This is a genomic window from Mycolicibacterium iranicum (genome assembly GCF_002101705.1).
GTDB lineage: Bacteria > Actinomycetota > Actinomycetes > Mycobacteriales > Mycobacteriaceae > Mycobacterium > Mycobacterium iranicum.
In genome coordinates this window covers 77,958-99,791 of sequence record NZ_LQPC01000051.1, presented here as the reverse complement: position 1 = coordinate 99,791, position 21,834 = coordinate 77,958, and the positions used below count along the sequence as shown (strand labels likewise).

Below are 21,834 nucleotides of genomic sequence, written 5' to 3'. Positions count from 1 at the left end.
CCCGGAAGCTAAGCCTACCAGCGCCGATGATACTACCCACCCGGGTGGAAAAGTAGGACACCGCCGAACACAAATTAAGTCCTGTGCCCCTCGATTCAATCGAGGGGCACAGGCATTTGTGCAGAATTTCGCTCAGTCGAATAGCGTGGGAATGGCCGGCGAATTGCTCTTTTCCATTCCCAACAGCATTCTTTTGCGATCCAATCCGCCGCCGTATCCGGTCAGACTTCCGTTGGCCCCGATTACCCGATGGCAAGGCACGATGATGCCGATTGGGTTATGTCCGTTGGCCAAGCCGACTGCCCTGAATGCGCCTGGGGCACCAATTTGACTGGCAATCTCTGCATAGGACCGCGTCTCCCCATAGGGGATTGTCAACAGCGCTTCCCAGACCTTCTTTTGAAATGCTGTCCCGACCAGATCGAGGTCTACGTCGAATTCATAACGCGTACCGCGGAAATACTCGTCAAGCTGTTCCACCGTATCGGAGAACGCCGATTCATCGAGCTGCCAGTCGGCGCGATTCGGCTCATAGGTCTGATCCACCATCCGAAGGTGCTGTAATCGTCCGCCCATGCCTGCCAGCGTGAGCAGGCCGACGGGGCTGTCCATGGTGCGGTAGCACGTGGCATCCATCATTTCTCCTTGGGTGGCCACTGATTGACGGCGTGGTCGAGTGCTGTCCAAAGGTGCTGCGTTGCATAGGAACGCCACGGCCGCCACGCTGTGCTGCGCTCCGTGAGCGGACGCGGGGCTGACGGCAACCCGAGCTGTTCTGCCGCCGCACACACCCCGAGGTCTGTTGCGGGAAACGCATCGGGATCTCCAAGGCCGCGCATGGCGATCATCTCCGCCGTCCACGGCCCGATTCCTGGGATTGCGAGGAGCTGTGTGCGGGCTGCGTCCCAGTCGCAGCCGGAATCCAACACGACGTCGCCGTGCGCCAAAGCCGATACAAGGGCGATCAACGTGCGCTGGCGTGACCTGGGAAAGGCCAGATGCTGTGGGTCGATTTCGGCAAGCTGGTCCACCGCCGGAAAGACATGCGTCAGCCCGCCCTCCGGGTCGGTGACAGGCTTGCCGTACGCCACCGCGAGCCGCCCGGCATGCGTGCGCGCCGCGGCCGTCGAAACCTGTTGGCCGAGAACGACGCGTAGCGCTAGCTCGTGTTCGTCGACAGTCCGCGGGATGCGTTGGCCCGGCGCCTTCGCGACGATTGCAGCGAGCTGCGGGTCAATACTGAGGGCATCGACAATCGCCTCGGGGTCGGCATCGAGATCGAGCAGGCGCCGACTCCGCGCGATCGCTGCCGTCAGGTCGCGGAAGTCATCAACAACGAGTCGGCACTCGACGTGATCGGGATAGGGCGCGAGGCTGACGATCCCGGTGCCATTGGGCAGACGCAGGGTGCGCCGGAACGCCCCGTCGCGCACTTCCTCCACACCGCAGACTGCAGTGGCCGCCAGATGTCCGAAAATGCCTTCGTACGCGAACGGCGCCCGTACCGGGAGGCGGAGCGACATCACGCCCGCGCCGGCCGTGTCGGTCTTCCTGAATCGCGTCTGCGCCCGGCGGCGCAGCATCGTCGGAGTCACGTCGCATACGGTGCGCACTGTGTCGTTGAATTGCCGGATGCTGGAGAAACCGGACGCGAAAGCAACGTCACCGAAGGGCATATCGGTCGTCTCGATGAGTACACGGGCAGTGTGGGCGCGCTGAGCCCGAGCGAGGGCCAGAGGCGTGGCGCCGACCTCGGCCTGCATCAACCGCTCCAGTTGCCGCACGGTGTAACCCACGCGCGCCGCGAGCCCGGTGACGCCGTCTCGGTCCACCGTCCCGTCGGCGATGAGACGCATCGTGCGAGCGACGACGTCACCGCGCACGTTCCATTCCGGCGAGCCAGGTGAGGCATCCGGTCTGCATCGCTTGCAGGACCGGAAGCCGGCCCTCTGTGCTGCCGCCGCTGTCGGATAGAACCGCATGTTGCGCGGATAGGGCGGACGTACCGGGCAACTCGGCCGGCAATAGATCCTCGTTGTCAGCACAGCACTGACGAACCACCCGTCGAACCGTGCATCCTTCGATTGGACTGCCCGGTAGCAGCGGTCGAAATCGGCGTGCATGACTCGACAATTACACGCGACCACCGACATCACTGGCGGAAAAACGACACGGTAGTCACCGCGCCGTCTTGACATCCCTGTCACTTAGTGACACTGTGGGCGTGTCACTAAGTGACAGTTAGGAGGTGGGGGCGATCGCGCAGGCCCGGCCAGATGCGGCGCAGGCGCGTCTCGAGGTGTCGAGGCTTGCCTGCGAACTGTTCTGGGAGAAAGGTGTCGCAGCCACCAGCGGTGACGAAATTGCCGCCGCCGCAGGGCTTTCAACACGCACCATCTGGCGCTACTTCCGATCCAAGGAGAGTTGTGTCGAGCCGGTGCTGGCCAAGTCGGCTGACAGATTCCTGGCTTCGATGCACCGGTGGCCGCCCGAACTCTCCCTGTCCGAGCACTTGGCTGCCGACATGATCGCCTACCCGCTGTCGGAACGCGACATCGTCGACGAGAGGAGCGCGATGCGGATCGCCACCCTCTCGGTGTCAGATCCCGCGTTGCGCACGTCGTACCTGATGGTGCACGACTACATGGAAAAGGGCTTGATTCCAGTGTTCGCGCAGCGGCTCAAACTGCCGGACTCGGACCTGACGGTCAAGCTGTACGCCGCCGCCGTGACAGCAGCCTTCCGCGTGGTGGACGAGGAAGTCAGCGTCGCGGTGATCGTCCGCAAGGAGAAATTCACCCAGGAAGAGGGCCTCGAATTGATGGATCAGGCGATCACCGATGCCACCAATGGCCGTCTCGGCGGGCCCGTCACGTCCTGATCTGATCGAAAGTCCCTCTGCACAAGCGGATAACGCCACGGGCAGCCGGCCCGGTGATGGCGCACGCCTGAAAGGAACCAGGAACTCAACGATGGCCGACACAACAAAGCCGGCGCCGACACTTCTCCAGCAGATGGGCGGCACTGCCGGCCTGGTGTACGCAGCCCTGCCGAGTATCGCCTTCGTCGCCGGCGACGCGGCATTCGGCCTCACCGGTGCCATCGCCGTCGCTCTCGGCGTGGCGGCGGCGATCGCTACGGTCCGCCTGTTGCGCAAGGAACCGGTGCAACCGGCGCTGTCCGGAGCTCTCGGTGTCGCCATTGCGGCGTACATCGCCTGGCAGACCGGAGAAGCGAAAGACTATTTTCTGCTGGGTATCTGGATGAGTCTCATTCTCGCCCTTGTCTTTCTCGCATCAATGCTCGTGCGGTGGCCTCTGGTCGGCGTCATCTGGAACAGCCTGAACGGCGCCGGCCACACCTGGCGTGACGACAGACGTTCCCTGTACGCGTATGACATCGCCACGCTCACCTTCGTGCTCGTGTTCGTGGCGCGGTTCGTCGTACAGCGCTGGCTCTACGACGGAGACCAGACGGGCTGGCTGGCCTTCGCCAGGATCGCGATGGGCTACCCGCTGCTCGTCGCGGCGCTGGTGGTCGCCTACGGGGCGGTCCGGTATTCGAAGCGGCGTCTCAGTTCGCGCTGACCGGCGTCGCCAGCCGTGTCGGCTCCGCGTAGCCACGCAGCGTCACCGATTCGCCCAATACCCAGTGCTCCCTTTCGCTTTCGGTCGCCCTGTTCACGGCCTCCGATGAGGCGACCAGATGTCCCTCGATCTTCTTCGACAGTTCGCACAATCGGGCCGCCTCGTTGACGGGTCCACCGATCACGGTGTACTCGAATCGTTCTTTGGCGCCGACGTTGCCCGCGACGACCTGGCCCGATGCCACCCCGATGCCGGCATCGCATTCGGGTACCTCGACGCGGAGCCGCCGGGCCATTGCGCGCGCTGCGGCGAGTGCCTCAGCCTCGGCATTGTCCAGCGACACCGGTGCGCCGAACACGGCAAGCACAGCGTCGCCCTCGAACTTGTTGACCAGTCCGTGGTGTTCGTCGACCTCGTCGACGATGATGTCGAAAAAGCGGTTAAGGAGTTCGACGACCTCCGCGGCCGGCCTACTGGTGACGAGTTCGGTCGAACCGATGATGTCGACGAAGATCACGGCGGCATGGCGTTCTTCGCCGCCGAGCTTGGGGCGTTCCTTCTCGGCGAGGGCCGCGACCTCCCGGCCGACGTGGCGCCCGAACAAATCTCGCACTCGCTCGCGCTCGCGCAGTCCGTCCACCATGGAGTTGAATCCCCGCTGGAGCTGGCCCAGCTCGGTACCGTCGAAAACCACGAGGTTGGCCTCCAGGTCGCCGCGCTCGACCCGGTTCAGCGCGTGGCTCACCACCTGAACCGGAGTTGCGGTGAGCCATGCCAGAATCCACATCAGGATGAATCCGAAGATCAACGCGAACGAAGCCAGGATCATCACCGCGATCGCGAACTGTGTCGGTGAGACGATCTGCAGCGTCAGCGTGATGATGGCCGACAGCAGGATTCCGAGGACCGGGACGCCGGAACCCAGCGCCCACACTGTCAGGGTCCGGCCCATGATGCCCGGGGCGAAACGCCTTGGTGGAGGACCCACTTCGAGTGCCTGGGCTGCCACCGGGCGCAGGGCGAACTCGGTGAACAGGTAGCAGCTGGCGGAGACGACGATTCCGGGGAAGCTGATGCCGAGCAGCACTTTCGGGATGAAGGCGGCGTTCTGCAGGCCGTAGAGGAGCGTCAGGAGGGTTGTCCCTCCGGCCCACAGCACGAGCAGCACGCGGGTCAACCGCCAGGGCGCGACGAACGTGTTGCGCTGATCGGCGCGGGTGGGCTCCCGTTCCTCGATGGCCCAGCGGACGTTCCTGATGACGCGGTTGGTCGCCCAGATCACCCCGACCATGAACGCCAGCACGATGTAGGCGGGCGCCACCGCGAATGTGATCCACAGGACGTTCGAGTCGAACACGCTCGGTACCGGGAAGGTGACCGTGACGACCAGAACCGCGACGCCGACCCCGATGAGGTTCGCGCCCAGCGCGAACGCGGTGAGGATCAACTGGATGCGGACTCGCCGTCTTCGCTGACTCTCAGAGACGCGCCCGAGAATCCAGGATCCGTACTCGGGGGTGGACGGCCCCGTCGCCGTCTGGCTGGTGACCTTGGCCAGCAACCGCCCGAGCCGCTGCGCGCCGCTCTTCTTGTCCGTCATCGTGGCGTCAGCCTAGTGATACCGAGTCCGCCATCTATGGTGGTTCGGTGCGGCTCGTCATCGCTCAGTGCACCGTCGATTACGTCGGTAGGCTCACAGCTCATCTCCCGTCGGCCAAACGACTGCTGTTGTTCAAGTCCGATGGCTCGGTGAGCGTGCATGCCGACGATCGTGCCTATAAGCCCCTGAACTGGATGAGCCCGCCGTGCTGGCTCGTCGAGCAACCCGACGGGGAGGTCCCGGTGTGGGTGGTCGAGAACAAGGCGGGGGAGCAGCTTCGCATCACGGTCGAGGAGATCGAGCACGATTCGAGCCACGAATTGGGCATTGACCCCGGCCTGGTCAAGGACGGCGTGGAAGCTCATCTGCAGGCTCTGTTGGCCGAGCACGTCGAACTCCTCGGGGCCGGGTACACCCTGGTGCGGCGCGAGTACATGACGCCGATCGGCCCGGTGGATCTGCTGTGCCGCGACGAGCAAGGCCGCTCGGTGGCCGTGGAGATCAAGCGGCGCGGTGAGATCGATGGTGTCGAGCAGTTGACGCGCTACCTGGAACTGATGAATCGGGACTCGCTGCTGGCCCCGGTCGCGGGAGTCTTCGCCGCCCAGCAGATCAAGCCACAGGCCCGCACCCTGGCCACTGATCGCGGGATCCGTTGCCTGACACTGGATTACGACAAGATGCGGGGCATGGACAGCGACGAGTTCCGCCTGTTCTGATGGCGAAGCGTCGCGCGCCGCGCAAGCGAAGGCCGGTGCGCGATGCGCTGCCGGGGCCCACCCGCGTCGAGGTGGGTGCCGACGGGTATGACTACGAGGTCCGGCCGGTGAGTGCTGCCAGGGCGGCCAAAACTTACCGGTGTCCGGGCTGCGACCACGAGATCAAGCCGGGAATCTCACATGTCGTGGTGTGGCCCGCCGATAGTTCGGGCAGTGTCGACGACCGCAGACACTGGCATACGCCGTGCTGGGCGAACCGCGCCACACGCGGACCTACCCGAAAGTGGTCTTAGTGAGCGTCGGCTGCCGGCTCGACGAGCTCGATCAGTACGCCACCGCCGTCTTTCGGGTGGATGAAGTTGATCCGCGAATTGGCGGTGCCGCGGCGCGGAGCGTCGTAGATGAGACGGATGCCCTGCTCGCGCAGACGGTCGCTCAGCGCATCAAGGTCACTGACGCGGTAAGCGAATTGCTGCAGGCCGGGGCCGCGCTTCTCCAGGAACTTGGCGATGGTCGAGCTGTCGTCGATCGGTGCCATCAATTGGATCTGGGTGCTGCCGACCGTCGCGCCGCGCACCGAGAGCATCGCCTCGCGGATGCCCTGCTCCTCGTTGACTTCTTCGTGGAGGACGATCATGCCCAGGTGGTCGTGGTACCACTTGATCGCCTCATCCAGGTCACCGACGGCGATGCCGACATGGTCGATGGCGGTCACCAGCGCGGTGGCCAGTACCGGACGGGCGTCTGTCTGCTCGGCGGTCATAAAGAAAAAGTAACCTAACAAGATCGATTTCGAATAGGTCGGTGCGCCTGTATAGCCTTTCTCTGAGCTTTCTAAGCCACCAATTTCTACCGTGGAGGTAGCCATGACGACGTCCGTGATTGTTGCTGGAGCCCGTACTCCGGTCGGCAAGCTGATGGGTTCGCTGAAGGATTTCTCCGGCAGCGATCTCGGTGCTGTGGCGATCAAGGGTGCCCTCGAAAAGGCCAACGTGCCGGCCTCCGCAGTCGAGTACGTGATCATGGGCCAGGTGCTGTCCGCCGGTGCCGGGCAGATGCCCGCCCGTCAGGCGGCCGTTGCCGCAGGCATCGGCTGGGACGTGGCCTCGCTGACCATCAACAAGATGTGCCTGTCGGGCATCGATGCGATCGCGCTGGCCGATCAGCTGATCCGCGCCGGTGAGTTCGACGTGATCGTCGCCGGTGGCCAGGAGTCGATGAGCCAGGCGCCCCACCTGTTGATGAACAGCCGTTCGGGCTACAAATACGGCGACGTCACAGTGCTCGACCACATGGCCTACGACGGTCTGCACGACGTGTTCACCGATCAGCCGATGGGCGCGCTGACCGAGCAACGCAACGATGTCGACAAGTTCACCCGCGCCCAGCAGGACGAGTTCGCCGCATCGTCACACCAGAAGGCGGCGCGGGCCTGGAAGGACGGCGTGTACGCCGACGAGGTCGTTCCGGTGAAGATTCCGCAGCGCAAGGGCGACCCGATCGAGTTCACCGAGGACGAGGGCATCCGCGCCGACACCACGACGGAGTCGCTGGCAGGTTTGCGGCCGGCGTTCCGCAAGGACGGCACGATCACCGCAGGCTCGGCGTCTCAGATCTCCGACGGCGCGTGCGCAGTGGTGGTCATGAACAAGGCGAAAGCCGAGGAACTGGGCTTGACCTGGTTGTGTGAGATCGGGGCGCACGGCGTGGTCGCCGGGCCCGATTCGACGCTGCAGAGCCAGCCTGCCAATGCAATAAAGAAGGCTGTCGACAAGGAGGGCATCTCCCTGGACCAGCTCGACGTCATCGAGATCAACGAGGCGTTCGCTGCCGTCGCACTGGCCTCGACGCAGGAACTCGGGGTGGATGCCGACAAGGTCAACACCGATGGCGGCGCCATCGCGATCGGCCATCCGATCGGCATGTCCGGAGCGCGGATCACGTTGCACGCAGCGCTGGAACTGGCTCGTAGGGGGTCGGGGTACGCCGTCGCCGCGCTGTGCGGTGCCGGTGGACAAGGTGACGCGCTCATTCTTCGCAGGCCGTGACCTTCGCCGCACTCAACGACGCTGCGTAGTAGCACAGCGTCCGATTCGGGCACAATGTCGATATGACTAGCGCCTATGACCTCCGCACCGCCGCGGGATGGTTCCGGTTGATCGCCTTCGCCGAGGCCGTCAGTTGGGCCGGCCTGCTGATCGGGATGTACTTCAAATACCTCGGCACCCCGCAAACCGAAATCGGGGTGAAGGTGTTCGGCCCGATCCACGGCGGCATCTTCATGGCGTTCGTCGTCGCCGCGCTCGCGGTCGGCATCGCCGTCAAGTGGCGTATCGGAACATGGTTGCTGGCGTTGCTGGCCAGCATCGTGCCACTGGGCAGTGTGATTTTCCTCATATGGGCTGATCGGACGGGTCGCATGGGTGCCGCGCCGGTCGCTGTCAGGCAGGGTCAGGCAGGGGCGCCGGTAGCCGAAACGACGTGACAGACTTGTACACGTGACGCGTCCTGGACCCCGTATTTCACCTGCCCTGGCGGGCGCCGTCGATCTGTCGGCGCTCAAGCAGCGACCTGCCGCTTCGGGCGGCGGTTCCCCTGCCGGGGGCCCGGGTGGAGTGGAGGTCACCGAGGCCAACCTCGAGGCCGAGGTGCTGGCTCGCTCCACCGAGGTGCCCGTCGTGGTGCTGTTGTGGTCGCCCCGCAGCGACGCCAGCATCCAGCTCGGTGACACGCTCAGCTCATTGGCCGCCGCCGACGGCGGTAAGTGGGCGTTCGCGACCATCAACGTCGACACCACGCCGCGCGTGGCGCAGATGTTCGGTGTCCAGGCGGTGCCCACCGTCGTCGCGCTGGCTGCGGGCAGGCCGGTGTCCAGCTTCGAGGGCCCACAGCCGCCGGAGCAGCTGCGCCGGTGGATCGACTCACTGCTCAATGCCGTCGCCGGAAAGCTCAGCGGCGCAGGTGAACAAGACGGAGCCGAGCAGGCCGATCCCCAGGTCGAACAGGCCAGGGCGTTCCTGGACGCCGGGGATTTCGAGGCGGCTCGCAGCGCGTATCAGGCGATCCTGGACGCCGACCCGAACCATCCTGAGGCCAAAGGCGCGGTCCGGCAGATCGGTTTCCTGCAGCGGGCGACCACGCACCCGCAGGACGCTGTCGCGCTCGCCGACGCCGCACCGGACGACATCGACGCCGCGTTCGCGGCCGCAGACGTCGAGATCCTCCAGCAGGACATTCAGGCCGCGTTCTCACGCCTCACGAACCTCGTGAGGCGCACGGCAGGCGACGACCGCACCAGGGTGCGCACGCGGCTCATCGAGCTGTTCGACCTGTTCGACCCGGCGGATCCGGAGGTCATAGCGGGTCGGCGTAACCTCGCCAACGCGCTGTACTGACGGCGCGTTCCGGCGCGCTCGCTGAGCGCCGGTCAGGCGGGCTCGAACCAGAGCGCCGACAGCGGGGGAATGACCATCACCGCTGACGCCGGGCGGCCGTGCCACGGCTCGTCCGTCGCCTCGACGGCGCCGTAGTTACCGATACCAGAACCGTGGTAGGTGTCCGAGTCGGTGTTGAGCACCTCGCGCCAGGTACCGGCATGCGGAAGGCCCAACCGGTAGCGCGAATGCTCGGTGCCGGAGAAGTTGAACACGCAGGCCATCATCGAGCCGTCGTCACCGAAGCGCAGAAAGCTCAGGACGTTGTTCGCCGAGTCATTGGCGTCGATCCAGGAGTAGCCCTCGGGCTGGGAGTCCCGTGACCACAGGGCGCGGCGACTGCTGTAGATGGAATTGGCGTCGGTCAGCATTCGCAGGATGCCGTCGGAGAAGCCCTGCTCGTCGAGCTGGAACCAGTCGACACCACGCTCCTCGGACCATTCGGCGCGCTGGCCGAACTCCTGACCCATGAACAGCAATTGCTTACCGGGGTGTGCCCACTGGTAGGCGAGCAGGCTGCGGATGCCCGCGGCCTTCATGTGGTCGTTCCCGGGCATGCGGTCCCACAGTGTGCCCTTACCGTGCACGACCTCATCGTGGCTGATCGGCAACACGAAGTTTTCGCTGAAGGCATAGATCATCGAGAATGTGATTTCGCCGTGGTGATAGCTGCGGTGAATGGGATCACGCTTGATGAACTCCAACGTGTCGTTCATCCAGCCCATGTTCCACTTCATCGAGAAGCCAAGTCCGCCAAGGTTGGTCGGCCGTGTCACGCCGGGCCACGACGTGGACTCCTCGGCGATGGTGACTATCCCGGGGTTGATCTTGTGGACGGTGGCGTTCATTTCCTGCAGGAATTGCACCGCCTCCAGGTTCTCGCGTCCGCCGTAGATGTTCGGAGACCAGCCGCCTTCTGGGCGTGAGTAGTCGAGATAAAGCATCGAGGCGACCGCGTCCACCCGGAGTCCGTCAACGTGGAACTCCTGCAGCCAGTACAGCGCGTTGGCGACGAGGAAGTTCCGTACCTCCGCGCGACCGAAGTCGAAAACGTATGTGCCCCAGTCCAACTGCTCGCCGCGGCGCGGGTCGCCGTGTTCGTAGAGCGCCGTGCCGTCGAAGCGGCCCAGTGCCCAGGCGTCCTTCGGGAAGTGGGCCGGCACCCAGTCGACGATGACGCCGATCCCGGCACGGTGCAGCGCGTCGACGAGGTAACGAAACTCGTCTGGTGACCCGAATCGCGACGACGGCGCATAGTACGAGGTCACCTGATAGCCCCAGGACCCGCCGAACGGGTGCTCGGCCACGGGCAGCATCTCGACGTGGGTGAACCCGTGCTCGACCACGTATTCGGTGAGTTGGTCGGCCAGTTCGGTGTAGCTCAGGCCCGGCCGCCACGAACCCAGGTGCACCTCGTAGGTGCTCATCGGCTCGAAGACCGGGTTGCGCAGGGATCGATCACTCATCCAGTCGCCGTCGTCCCAGGTGTAGCTGCTCTCGAAGACACGCGACGCAGTGTGGGGCGGAACTTCGGTGGCAAAGGCCATCGGATCGGCGCGGTCGGTGACGGATCCGTCTGCGCCGTGGATGCGGAACTTGTACAGCCCGCCCTCGGGGAAGTTGGGCCAGAACAGCTCCCACACGCCGGTCGAACCGAGGACACGCATCTGTGCTTCGTTGCCCCAGTGGTTGAAGTCGCCAGTTACGCTGACGCCCTTGGCGTTGGGGGCCCACACGGCGAACGACACCCCGGTGACCTCACCGTCGGGGGTGCTGAAGCTGCGCGGGTGGGCGCCCAGGATTTCCCAGAGACGCTCGTGGCGCCCCTCGGCGAACAGATGCAGGTCGATCTCGCCGAGCGTGGGCAGGAAGCGGTACGCGTCGGCGACGTGGTGCACAAACGCCGATTCGTCCTCGCTGTACCTCACCTCAAGGCGGTAATCGATCAGGTTCGTGAACGGGACCGCAACGGCGAACACTCCGGCCTCGATGTGTTGTAGCGGGTACGCCACGCCGCCGATCACCGCGACGACCTCGACAGCGTGTGGCCGGTAGGCGCGGATCACCGTGTGGTCGCCGTATTCGTGCGCACCCAGAACCGAGTGCGGATCGTGGTGTTCGCCGGACAGCAGACGGTTGAGATCAGCGGTGTGCGGCCGCAGATGCGGGCTTTCGATCTGGTTGTTCAGGTTGGACGCTTTGGTCATCTCGTCACTCCCTACGCAGTAGGTTCAATCGTTGGTCGGCCGGAACTTGGGGCATGTTCAGTACGTGAGAGACGGCCCGGGCCGGATCGATCCGCACGTAATTGCTTTGTCCCCACTGGTATTCCTCGCCCGTGATCTCATCGCGTACCCAGAATCGATCGTGTTGATCCATGCCCAGTGCGCCCATGTCGAGCCAGAGGGTGCCCTCTTCCGGGCCGAACGCGTTGAGTGTCACCACGACGAGCACCTGGTCACCGGAGATCGGATCGAACTTGCTGTAGGCCAGCAGCGCGTCGTTGTCGATGTGGTGGAACGTGATGGTGCGCAACTGGTGCAACGCGGGATGTACCCGCCGGATCTCGTTGAGGCGGGTGAGGAACGGTTCCAGCGATTCGCCGTCTGCGAGAGCGGCGTCGAAGTCGCGCGGCCGCAGCTCGTACTTCTCGGAATTCAGATACTCTTCGCTGCCTTCCCGCACAGCGCGGTGCTCGAACAGTTCGTACCCCGAGTACACGCCCCATGTTGGGCTCATGGTCGATGCCAGGACGGCGCGGATGGCGAACATGCCGGGTCCGCCGTGCTGCAGGCTCTCGTGCAGGATGTCGGGCGTGTTGACCCACAGGCTCTGCCTGCTGTAGTCGGCGTGCTCGGCAATGGATTGACCGAACTCGGTGAGCTCCGCCTTGGACGTACGCCAGGTGAAGTAGGTGTAGGACTGCGTGTAACCGAGCTTGGCCAGCCCGAACAGTCGGGCAGGACGGGTGAACGCCTCGGCGAGGAACAGCACGTCGGGGTCGATGTTCTTGACCTCGCCGATCAGCCAGGCCCAGAAGTTCGGCGGCTTGGTGTGCGGGTTGTCGACACGAAAGACCTTGACGCCGTGGGAAACCCAGAACTTCACCACCCGTAGAACCTCTTCGTACAACCCGGTCGGGTCGTTGTCGAAGTTCAGCGGATAGATATCCTGGTATTTCTTGGGAGGGTTCTCTGCGTAGGCGATCGTGCCGTCGGGCAGCACGGTGAACCACTCGGGGTGATCTCGTGCCCACGGGTGATCAGGCGCGCACTGCAGGGCAAGGTCCAGCGCCACCTCGAGACCCTCGTCGCGGGCGGCGCTCACGAAGTCGTCGAAGTCCTCGATCGTTCCGAGGTCGGGGTGGACTGCGTCGTGTCCGCCTTCGTCGCTGCCGATGGCCCACGGCGATCCGACATCACCCGGTGCCGCCGTGACGCTGTTGTTGCGCCCCTTGCGGTGCACCTTGCCGATCGGGTGGATCGGAGGCAGGTAGACGATGTCGAAATTCATTCTCGCGATACGCGGTAGGGCTTTGGTCGCCGTCGCGAAGGTTCCGTGCACAGGGTTTCCGGACTGGTCCCAGCCACCCGTCGACCGCGGGAAGAACTCGTACCAGGAGCTGAAACGGGCCAGCGGACGATCCACCCAGACGCCGTACTGCTGCCCGCGGGTGATCAGCTCACGCAGCGGATATTGGTCGAGTAGGGCGGTGATGTCGGGCGCCAAGGCCGCACCCGCCCGGTAGAACGGGTCGCCAGGCTCGCGCAGGCGGGCGGCCGCCTCGGCGAGCGGGTAGCGGTCCTGGCGCGGAACGCCCGTGGCAGCGCGGTCGAGCAGCCGCGCACCGATCAGAAGGTCGTTGTTGAGCTCGCCCTCGCTCTGACCCGCGTCGAGTTTGGCGATCACATGCTTGCGCCACGTGGCGATGGGGTCGCCCCACCCGTCGACCCGGAAAGTCCACAGACCCACTTCGTCCGGGCTGAACTGCCCGTGGAAAACGTCCGGGGTGCGGCCCATCGCCATCGGCAGCGCCCTCGGCTTGCCACGGCCCTTGGTGCTCACCACGTCCTGGATCGGAACAGGTTCGGGAGCGCTCACGCGTCCCGGTGGTTCCTCCGCCAGCGGGGGGTAGGTGGCACCGTGATATCGCACCACCAGGGTGGCCGCCACGGCGTCATGGCCTTCCCGCCACACGGTCGCGGATACGGGCAGTACCTCACCAACAACCGCTTTGGCGGGGAAGCGCCCGTTGGATACGACGGGCTGGACGTCATCGATCTCGATACGACCGGCGGTCACTTTCGACTCTCCCTACCACTCGAACATGCTGCGGCATACACCGCACGCGTCGTTGTCTGGTCTCGTCTGCAGCGTCGATCTGGTGGCACTCCGGCACAAACCTCGCATCGACACTGCCCTAGTCGCGCCTATACCCACCGTAGTGTCCGGCTCAACCTTCCGTCGGACAGCGGGGAAGGTTGGACCCGCGAATCTGGTAAGGAATCGGGGAAGGGAACGTGCCACGCGCGCGCAGTCGACGGCAGTAACGTGAAGACGCGTGAAAGCACTCCGCAGATTCACCGTCCGCGCGCACCTTCCCGGGCAGCTGGCCGCTCTCGAGCGCCTGTCCGTCAATTTGCGCTGGTCCTGGGACAAACCCACACAGGATCTGTTCGAGGCCATCGACCCGCAGGTCTGGGCGCACGTCGGCGGCGATCCTGTCGCACTGCTGGGGCAGGTCGCGCCCGCGCGCCTCGAGGAACTCTCCCGTGACGAGTCCTTCGTCCGGCGCCTCGATGCACTGGCGGCGGAGCTCGACAACTACCTGACCAGGCCGTTGTGGTACCAACAGCTCGCGGATGAGCAGTCCGCCGAGCTGCCCAAGGGCATCGCGTACTTCTCGATGGAGTTCGGCGTCGCCGAAGTCCTGCCGAATTATTCGGGTGGCTTGGGCATTCTGGCCGGAGACCACCTCAAGTCCGCGTCGGATCTGGGTCTGCCGCTGATTGCCGTCGGTCTCTACTACCGCTCCGGATACTTCCGCCAATCCTTGACTGCGGACGGATGGCAGCACGAGAGCTACCCATCGTTGGATCCACAGGGGCTGCCGTTGCGGCTGTTGACCGACGGGCAGGGCGGCCCGGTGTTGATCCGACTTGCGCTGCCCGGCGGCGCGAAGCTGCACGCACGGATCTGGATCGCCCAAGTTGGCCGAATTCCGTTGCTGCTGCTCGATTCCGACATTCCCGAGAACGAACACGACCTGCGGTCGGTGACCGATCGGCTCTACGGCGGCGACCAGGAACACCGGATCCGTCAGGAAATTCTCGCGGGCATCGGCGGGGTCCGGGCGATCCGCGCGTTCACCGAGGTCGAGGGCCTTCCAGCGCCCGAGGTGTTCCACATGAACGAAGGGCACGCGGGCTTCCTCGGCGCCGAGCGCATCAGGGAGCTGATCGAGGCAGGTCTGGATTTCGACACCGCGCTGACCGTCGTTCGTGCCTCGACGGTGTTCACCACGCACACGCCGGTGGCTGCGGGCATCGACCGGTTTCCGGTGGATATGGTGCAGCGTTACTTCGGTCCCGAGCCCAGTGGGTCGCCTGCGGGCGACTCGCGTCTGTTGCCCGGGGTGTCGCTGGAACGGATCGTCGCTTTCGGCGCGGAGGACGATCCGACGAAGTTCAACATGGCGCACATGGGGCTGCGGCTCGCCCAGCGAGCCAACGGGGTGTCGCTGCTGCATGGCCGGGTCAGCCGCGAGATGTTCAACGGGCTGTGGGAGGGCTTCGACCCGCACGAGGTGCCGATCGGATCCGTCACCAACGGTGTACATGCCCCGACCTGGGCGGCGCCGCAGTGGCTGCAACTCGGGCGCGAACTGATCGGCAGCACGGATCTGAGCTCGCTGAGCGAGCCGGAGACCTGGCAGCGCCTGCACGAGGTGGATCCGGGGCACATGTGGTGGATCCGCTCTCAGTTACGTGAGGAGTTGATCGACGACGTCCGTGCCCGGCTTCGCCGCTCGTGGCTGGAGCGTGGCGCATCTGACGCCGAGTTAGGTTGGATTGCAACAGCATTCGATCCAGGCGTGCTGACGATCGGATTCGCGCGAAGAGTGCCGACCTACAAGCGGTTGACGCTGATGCTTCGTGACCCCGACAGGCTGGCCAGGCTTCTGCTCGACGAGGAACGGCCGATCCAGCTGATCGTGGCAGGCAAATCACACCCCGCAGACGAAGGTGGCAAGGCACTGATCCAGCAGGTCGTGCGCTTCGCCGACCGCGAGGATCTGCGGCATCGCATCGCGTTTCTGCCCGACTACGACATGTCGATGGCGCGCAAGCTCTATCACGGCTGCGATGTGTGGCTGAACAACCCGCTGCGTCCCCTGGAGGCCTGTGGCACCTCAGGGATGAAGAGTGCGCTCAATGGAGGCCTGAACCTGTCGATCCGCGACGGTTGGTGGGACGAGTGGTACGACGGCGAGAACGGCTGGGAGATTCCGACGGCCGACGGTCTCGCTGACGAGGGCCGCCGCGACGACCTGGAAGCCGCCGCGCTGTACGACCTTCTCGAGCGTGCCGTCGCTCCGAAGTTCTACGAACGCGACGAGCACGGCGTGCCGACCCGTTGGGTCGAGATGGTGCGCCATACGCTGCAGGGACTCGGGCCGAAGGTGCTGGCCTCGCGGATGGTTCGCGATTACACACAGAAGTACTACCTGCCCGCGGCGCAGGCGCTGCGCAAGGTGATCGAGCCCGGAGAGCCGAGTGCGGCCGAGTACGCGGTGCCGTTCGGGGCGGCGCGCGAGCTCGCCGAGTACCGGCGCCGGGTCGCGGCTGCGTGGCCGCAGGTCAAGATCACCGATGTGGACAGCTACGGGCTGCCCGACGTCCCGCTGCTGGGATCGGAGCTGACGCTGACGGCGATGGTCCAGCTGGGCGGCCTTCGCCCCGACGAGGTGACGGTCCAGGCCGTGCTCGGGCGCGTCGACGGCGGGGATGTGCTCGTGGACGCGACCACGCTGCCGATGACCCATACCGGCACGGCAGACACCGGCAACGAGATCTTCTCCGCGACGACGCCGTTGCCGTTCGCCGGGTCGGTGGGTTACACGGTGCGGGTGCTCCCGCACCATCGACTGCTGGCAGGGGACAACGAGCTCGGTCTCGTCGCCCTGGCCTGACCCCCTCCGGCGGGCCCGGCGGCAGGGCCTCAGGGGAAGCGCTTGAAGCAGCGGTCGGTGTCGCTGAGGACGCCGAGACGGAACGCGTCGATGCGTGAGAAGCCGGCCGGCACCGAGTCGCCGTTGACGTCACTGGCGGCCAAGCCGTTGACGAGGATCCCGGATACCGCTTCGTCGACGTCGCCTGCCGTCAGGGCGATGGTGTCGCCGTCGGGCGTCTCGACCTCTTTGGTCAGCTTGACTGTGGCCACCCCCGTCAGACATGCGGTGCGAAGCGCAGCCTCGGCGTTGTCGAGCGCCACTCCACCATGTTCCTGCTGGATCGCCAGCATGTAGCGGGACACCAGCACCGAGTAAGCCGTGTTGTCTCCGGTCGCGAGGCTGGTCCCATCGGCGGGATCCGGCAACGCGCCAAGCTCCTCCAGCGCGGGTAGGTCGACAATGATCGTGTTGGTCGCCGGGCAGAACGACGCGGGTGGGCTCGGCCTGGCGTCGGCGCAGTTCTCGGCGTCCTCGACGTCGAAGCTCAACGCCGGAGGGTTCTTGGGCGAGAACAGAATTCCCATCGCGTCGACGATGGATCGGGCGGAGTCCTCGGTGACCGGCAACTCGCCCGTTTGATCCTCCGGCAGCAGCACGGGCAGGTCGCCGCGTCGCTGACCGATCTCGCGAAGGTCGATGGCGGCGCACGCCGTCGGGCCGTCGGCGAAGCCGAACTGAAACGCCGAGAGGCGTTCGAACGCCGAACCGTGCTCGTCGTAACCGACGTCGGGATCGCCTTCGGCGAGAAGCGGATCGCGGAACGAGATGACACCTGCGAGAACGGTGTTGAGGCCTTCGCCGGTGTTCAGCGTGAAGCGTGGGGACGAATCCTCGGCGACCCAGCGCATGTAGGCACCCGAGAAGCAGTCGGCCTGCTGCTCGGCGACCAGTGTCGGGGTGTCGTCCTTGGACAGCGCGGCCAGGCGCGCGACGGCGTGCCCGTACTCGTGCGCCAGGACCATGACCACGCCCATGTCTCCGAACGCGCGCCGCAGCCCGGGGAGCAGTTCGCCACGGTCCCAGCCGATCGTCCTGTCGTCATAGCAGTAACCCGCGTTGACCAGCCCGTAGGTGTCGTCGCCGCAGAACTCGCCGTCGAAGCCGTTGGCGTCCCAGGAGATCAGCTCGGCCACCGGCTTGAAAGGTTCGTCGAAGGCCTCTTCGTAGGCGGTGGCCCAGTAGTCCTCGATGTCGCTGACGGCGCTGGCGGCCAGTTCGTCGATCTCGCCGCCGTCGGTGCCCTCGACGTCGCGTGCCGGGGGTTCCGCGTTCGGGCGCAAGCCGGTCGGACCGTCGGTCGCGGGCATACCGGCGACGCTGAACGGATCGTCGAACACCGATACGGCGTTGCCCTGCAACGTGGTCGAGCATGCAGCGCCCGCCAGCGCGGTGCACGCGACGACGCCGGCGGCCAGCAGGCGCCGCGGACTTCTCGACGGGCTCATGGACGCCGCCTTTCGGTAGTGGTGCGCGGATGGCCATCCGCAAGAGATTGCACCGAACTTTCCGACAGGATAGTGAATCCAGGCCGCGTGCAGCGGTTATCGGGAGACTCCGAGGATCAGTTCGGGCCGCGCAGGCGTGCCAGCGCCGCACGCACCGCCGCGCTGTCGGTGGTTGCCCAGAACGGCGGAAGGGATGCCCGCAGAAATCCGCTGTAGCGTGCCGTCGCCATGCGCGAATCGAGCACCGCGACGACGCCGCGATCGTCGACCCGGCGCAGCAACCGGCCCGCACCCTGCGCGAGCAGAAGCGCGGCGTGACTGGCCGCTACCGCCATAAAACCGTTGCCACCCCTGGACGCGACCGCCCGCTGCCTAGCCGTCAGCAGAGGATCATCGGGACGCGGGAACGGGATCCGGTCGATGAGCACCAGCGACAACGACGGTCCGGGTACGTCGACGCCCTGCCACAGCGACAACGTGCCGAACAGCGACGTCGCTTCGTCGTCGGCGAACCGCGCGACCAGTGCCGAGGTGGTGTCGTCACCCTGGCAGAGCACCGGCGTCGAGAGTCGTTCCCGCAGCACCTCCGCCGCTGCCTTGGCCGCACGCATGGAGGAGAACAGGCCGAGAGTGCGTCCGCCTGCCGCCTCGATCAACGCAGTGATCTCGTCGAGCTGTTCGGCCGAACCGGTGCCGTCGCGTCCTGGTGGGGGCAGATGCGCGGCCACGTAGAGAATCCCGGATTTCGCGTGGTCGAACGGTGAGCCCACGTCGAGGCCACGCCATCCCGCTTCAGGGGCGTCGCCTCCCGCGAGGCCCCATGCCGACGCCATCGCGTCGAAGCTGCCGCCGATGGTCAGTGTCGCCGACGTCAGCACCGCGGTGTTGTGTCCAAAGAGCCTGGTGCGCAACAACCCTGCGACCGACAGAGGTGCCACGCGCAGGATCGTGCGGCTGCCTGTCCTGTTGTCGTCGAACTGGTCGATCCAGACGACGTCGGTGCGGTCGGGGATGGCGGGGACGAACGAGTCGAGGACGCGGGCGGCGGTGTCGCCGAGGTCCGACAGTGCGGTGGCGGCTTCGGCGCGCGCCGAGGCCGTCTTCGGATCGTTGCGGGACGTGTCGACCGCCGTGCGTGCGGCGTGCGCCGCGTCGCGCAGCACCGTGAGATAGCTGGCCATCTCCTCGTCCAGTACATCGATGCGGCCCGGACGGGTGTCGAAGATTGCCGACGAGAACGTGGCGATCGCGGCCTCGAGTCGCTGCGCGAGCTCGGCCGATACGACGCGGGCGGCGCGACGGTGAGCCGCGCCCATCGAGGTGGCCGACAGTTCTGCGGTGGCGACGCTGGTGACGCGGTCGGCCAGCTCGTGCGCTTCGTCGACGACGAGCAGTTCGTGCTCTGGAAGGACGTTGAGGTCCCCGATGGCGTCGATGGCCAGCAGCGCGTGGTTGGTCACGACCACATCGGCCTGCCCGGCGCGTTCGCGTGCCCGTTCCGAGAAGCAGTCCGTGCCGAAGGGGCAGCGGGAAACCCCTATGCATTCTCGGGATGACACGCTGACCTGTAACCAGGACCGGTCCGGGACGCCGGGTTTCAGTTCGTCACGGTCGCCGGTGTCGGTCGACTCCGACCACTCTGTCAGGCGCTGGACATCACGTCCGAGCGCGCTGGCGGCCATGGGTGAGAACAGCTCCTCCTGCGGAATGTCGTCGGGTTCACTGCCTGTCGAGCCATTGTGAATCTTGTTCAGGCACAGATAGTTTCCCCGTCCTTTGAGCAACGCGAAGGTGGGCCGGCGTGGCAGTGACGCCGCCAGGGAGTCGACCAACCGGGGCAGATCGCGGTCGACGAGCTGGCGTTGCAACGCGATGGTCGCCGTCGATACGACGACAGGCCGGTTGTCCTGGAGCGAATGCGCGATCGCAGGTACGAGGTAGGCGAGCGATTTGCCGGTGCCCGTTCCTGCCTGCACCGCAAGGTGCTTACCGGTGGCGAAGGCGTCCGCCACCGCCTGCGCCATGGCGATCTGACCTTCGCGTTCGGTGCCACCCAGCGCGGTGACCGCGGTGGCCAGCAGGTCGGTGACTTCCACGGGTGTCTAGCCTCGGCCGGGCGCAGGCGCGATCATCCGCGTCGGGATCGCCGGGTCGCCCTTCGAGAGAGCGAGACCGTCCCACGGCAGGCTCAGCAATCCCTCCCTGACGGTGCTGCGCGCGGCGTCGAGCCCTAGCTCTGCGACGGCTTCGCCGTTGCGGATCAACGGAACGGTGAGCGGTCGCCAGTCGAGGCCCGCTGGGATGTCAGGGGTGTGGCCCGCCGGGTGGACCACCTCTTCGACGACGGTGCCGGAAGGCTTGGCCAGCCTCAGCGCCTGCTTGCGGCCTCCGTGCGATTCTTTGTGGCTGCTGCGCTTCTCGACGGGGATGCCATCGACCTCGACGAGCTTGTAGACCATGCCCGCCGTCGGGGCGCCGGACCCGGTGACCACCGACGTGCCGACCCCGTAGAGGTCGACAGGCTCGGCGCGCAGCGCCGCGATCGCGAACTCGTCGAGGTCGCCGGACACGACGATGCGGGTCTTCGTCGCGCCAAGGCTGTCGAGTTGCTCGCGGACCTGGCGGGCCAGCACGCCCAGATCGCCGGAGTCGATCCGCACCGCGCCCAGCTCGGGACCGGCGACCTCCACAGCGTTGGCGACCCCCGCGGTGATGTCGTAGGTGTCGACCAGCAGCGTGGTCCCGACCCCTAGCCGATCCACCTGAGCGCGAAACGCCGCCTTCTCCCAGTCCGACGGTGTGCCGTCGGAGGTGTGCAGCAGCGTGAAGGCGTGCGCGCTGGTGCCCAGTGCAGGGACTCCGTGGCGGCGCTGAGCCTCGAGGTTCGACGAACCGGTGAAGCCGGCAAGGTAGGCCGCTCGGGCGGCGGCGACGGCGGCCTGCTCGTGGGTTCGCCGGGACCCCATCTCGATCAGCGGGCGCCCCGCCGACGCACTGACCATGCGCGCCGCGGCCGAGGCAACTGCGGTGTCGTAGTTGAAGATCGACAGCACCAGCGTTTCGAGGATCACGCAATCGCCGAACGTTCCGTGTACCGACAGCACCGGGGAGCCGGGGAAATAGAGTTCGCCCTCGCCATATCCGTCCACATCTCCGGTGAAGCGGTATTCGGCCAGGTACTCAAGGGTCTCGGAATCGAGAAAGTCCTCCAGCGACTGCAGTTCGGTGGAGTCGAACCTGAACGCCTGCAACGCTTCCACGAACCGTCCTGTGCCTGCGGTGACACCGTAGCGTCTCCCTTCGGGCAGGCGGCGGGCAAACACTTCGAACGAGCTTCGGCGGTGCGCGGTGCCGTTGCGTAGCGCCGCGGAGAGCATCGTCAGTTCGTACTTGTCGGTCAGCAAAGCCGTGGAGGGCCAGGCGGACGACTCCGGCGTCTCGCGGGGCGAGGGGTTCACAGCCCAACCGTATCGGTTCGGAGTACGGGTGTGACCCCGGTAGTCTGGCCCCATGGTGACGCCGGCGAAGGCACGACCGGGAACGCGCGAAGAGACTGCTGTCCACGAGGACACCACCGCCGACACCCCTTGGGTGACCATCGTCTGGGACGACCCGGTGAACCTGATGACCTATGTGACGTATGTGTTCCAGAAGCTGTTCGGCTACAGCGAACCGCACGCGACCAAGTTGATGATGCAGGTGCACAACGAGGGCAAGGCCGTGGTTTCCGCAGGCAGTCGGGAGTCGATGGAAGTCGATGTGACCAGGCTCCACGCCGCGGGGTTGTGGGCGACGCTACAACAGGACCGCTGAAG

Annotated in this window: 18 protein-coding genes; 9 read left to right on the top strand and 9 right to left on the bottom strand. The window is 65.8% G+C overall.

Annotation, left to right across the window (positions count from 1 at the left end; genetic code table 11):
- Window positions 1-132: 132 nt before the first annotated feature.
- Together AWC12_RS25630 and AWC12_RS25625 are read right to left on the bottom strand one after the other, a co-directional pair.
- Window positions 133-636: a methylated-DNA--[protein]-cysteine S-methyltransferase gene (locus AWC12_RS25630; protein WP_085177897.1), complete on the bottom strand. Its 504-nt coding sequence runs from the start codon at window positions 634-636 to the stop codon at window positions 133-135.
- A complete protein-coding gene (locus AWC12_RS25625) occupies window positions 636-2,123 on the bottom strand; it encodes a DNA-3-methyladenine glycosylase 2 family protein (RefSeq protein ID WP_085177888.1) in 1,488 nt (495 codons plus the stop codon). The genes AWC12_RS25630 and AWC12_RS25625 overlap by 1 nt, the downstream gene beginning before the upstream one ends.
- Before the next feature lie 125 nt (window positions 2,124-2,248).
- Between AWC12_RS25625 and AWC12_RS25620 the strand changes: the two genes are divergently transcribed.
- Complete coding sequence (locus AWC12_RS25620) at window positions 2,249-2,881, top strand: TetR/AcrR family transcriptional regulator (RefSeq protein ID WP_234814159.1); 633 nt, start codon at window positions 2,249-2,251, stop codon at window positions 2,879-2,881.
- 91 nt (window positions 2,882-2,972) lie between these two features.
- Entirely contained in the window at window positions 2,973-3,587 is a 615-nt protein-coding gene (locus tag AWC12_RS25615) for a DUF3159 domain-containing protein (RefSeq protein ID WP_110808750.1), read from the top strand.
- Here AWC12_RS25615 and AWC12_RS25610 read toward each other — a convergent pair.
- Complete coding sequence (locus tag AWC12_RS25610) at window positions 3,574-5,187, bottom strand: adenylate/guanylate cyclase domain-containing protein (protein WP_085177886.1); 1,614 nt, start codon at window positions 5,185-5,187, stop codon at window positions 3,574-3,576. The two genes, AWC12_RS25615 and AWC12_RS25610, sit on opposite strands and share 14 nt — an antisense overlap.
- A gap of 47 nt (window positions 5,188-5,234) precedes the next feature.
- Between AWC12_RS25610 and nucS the strand changes: the two genes are divergently transcribed.
- Complete coding sequence (nucS, locus tag AWC12_RS25605; protein WP_024444776.1) at window positions 5,235-5,906, top strand: endonuclease NucS; 672 nt, start codon at window positions 5,235-5,237, stop codon at window positions 5,904-5,906.
- Window positions 5,906-6,199, top strand: a complete 294-nt coding sequence (locus AWC12_RS25600) for an Rv1322 family protein (RefSeq protein WP_085177885.1) — start codon at window positions 5,906-5,908, stop codon at window positions 6,197-6,199. Before nucS ends, AWC12_RS25600 begins: the two co-directional genes overlap by 1 nt.
- Here AWC12_RS25600 and mce read toward each other — a convergent pair.
- Window positions 6,196-6,669, bottom strand: a complete 474-nt coding sequence (gene mce / locus AWC12_RS25595; protein WP_024444777.1) for a methylmalonyl-CoA epimerase — start codon at window positions 6,667-6,669, stop codon at window positions 6,196-6,198. The genes AWC12_RS25600 and mce overlap by 4 nt on opposite strands.
- A gap of 103 nt (window positions 6,670-6,772) precedes the next feature.
- Here mce and AWC12_RS25590 point away from each other — a divergent pair, with 103 nt between their 5' ends.
- From AWC12_RS25590 to AWC12_RS25580, 3 genes are all read left to right on the top strand, one after another.
- Window positions 6,773-7,954, top strand: coding sequence for an acetyl-CoA C-acetyltransferase (locus tag AWC12_RS25590; RefSeq protein ID WP_085177895.1), 1,182 nt, complete (start codon window positions 6,773-6,775; stop codon window positions 7,952-7,954).
- Between the two features lie 62 nt (window positions 7,955-8,016).
- Window positions 8,017-8,391, top strand: a complete 375-nt coding sequence (locus AWC12_RS25585) for a DUF3817 domain-containing protein (protein ID WP_085177884.1) — start codon at window positions 8,017-8,019, stop codon at window positions 8,389-8,391.
- A 13-nt stretch (window positions 8,392-8,404) separates the two neighbouring features.
- Window positions 8,405-9,301 carry a tetratricopeptide repeat protein gene (locus tag AWC12_RS25580; RefSeq protein ID WP_085177883.1) on the top strand — a complete coding sequence of 299 codons (897 nt, stop codon included), beginning with the start codon at window positions 8,405-8,407 and terminating at the stop codon, window positions 9,299-9,301.
- Window positions 9,302-9,333: 32 nt separating this feature from the next.
- Here the strand turns inward: AWC12_RS25580 and glgB are convergent, their stop codons facing one another.
- A complete protein-coding gene (gene glgB / locus AWC12_RS25575; protein ID WP_085177882.1) occupies window positions 9,334-11,547 on the bottom strand; it encodes a 1,4-alpha-glucan branching protein GlgB in 2,214 nt (737 codons plus the stop codon).
- Between the two features lie 4 nt (window positions 11,548-11,551).
- A complete protein-coding gene (locus AWC12_RS25570) occupies window positions 11,552-13,642 on the bottom strand; it encodes an alpha-1,4-glucan--maltose-1-phosphate maltosyltransferase (RefSeq protein WP_085177881.1) in 2,091 nt (696 codons plus the stop codon).
- Between the two features lie 259 nt (window positions 13,643-13,901).
- On the opposite strand from AWC12_RS25570, the gene AWC12_RS25565 reads away from it, so the two are divergent.
- Window positions 13,902-16,532 carry a glycosyltransferase family 1 protein gene (locus tag AWC12_RS25565; protein ID WP_085177880.1) on the top strand — a complete coding sequence of 877 codons (2,631 nt, stop codon included), beginning with the start codon at window positions 13,902-13,904 and terminating at the stop codon, window positions 16,530-16,532.
- A gap of 29 nt (window positions 16,533-16,561) precedes the next feature.
- Here the strand turns inward: AWC12_RS25565 and AWC12_RS25560 are convergent, their stop codons facing one another.
- The 3 genes from AWC12_RS25560 to AWC12_RS25550 all read right to left on the bottom strand — a co-directional run bounded on the left by AWC12_RS25560 (window position 16,562) and on the right by AWC12_RS25550 (window position 21,477).
- Window positions 16,562-18,019 carry a neutral zinc metallopeptidase gene (locus AWC12_RS25560; protein WP_085177879.1) on the bottom strand — a complete coding sequence of 486 codons (1,458 nt, stop codon included), beginning with the start codon at window positions 18,017-18,019 and terminating at the stop codon, window positions 16,562-16,564.
- Between the two features lie 116 nt (window positions 18,020-18,135).
- Window positions 18,136-20,115, bottom strand: a complete 1,980-nt coding sequence (locus AWC12_RS25555; RefSeq protein WP_085177878.1) for an ATP-dependent DNA helicase — start codon at window positions 20,113-20,115, stop codon at window positions 18,136-18,138.
- Window positions 20,116-20,121: 6 nt separating this feature from the next.
- Window positions 20,122-21,477, bottom strand: a complete 1,356-nt coding sequence (locus tag AWC12_RS25550) for a nicotinate phosphoribosyltransferase (protein WP_272937898.1) — start codon at window positions 21,475-21,477, stop codon at window positions 20,122-20,124.
- Between the two features lie 52 nt (window positions 21,478-21,529).
- On the opposite strand from AWC12_RS25550, the gene clpS reads away from it, so the two are divergent.
- Window positions 21,530-21,832: an ATP-dependent Clp protease adapter ClpS gene (gene clpS, locus AWC12_RS25545; RefSeq protein ID WP_085177876.1), complete on the top strand. Its 303-nt coding sequence runs from the start codon at window positions 21,530-21,532 to the stop codon at window positions 21,830-21,832.
- Window positions 21,833-21,834 lie beyond the last annotated feature (2 nt).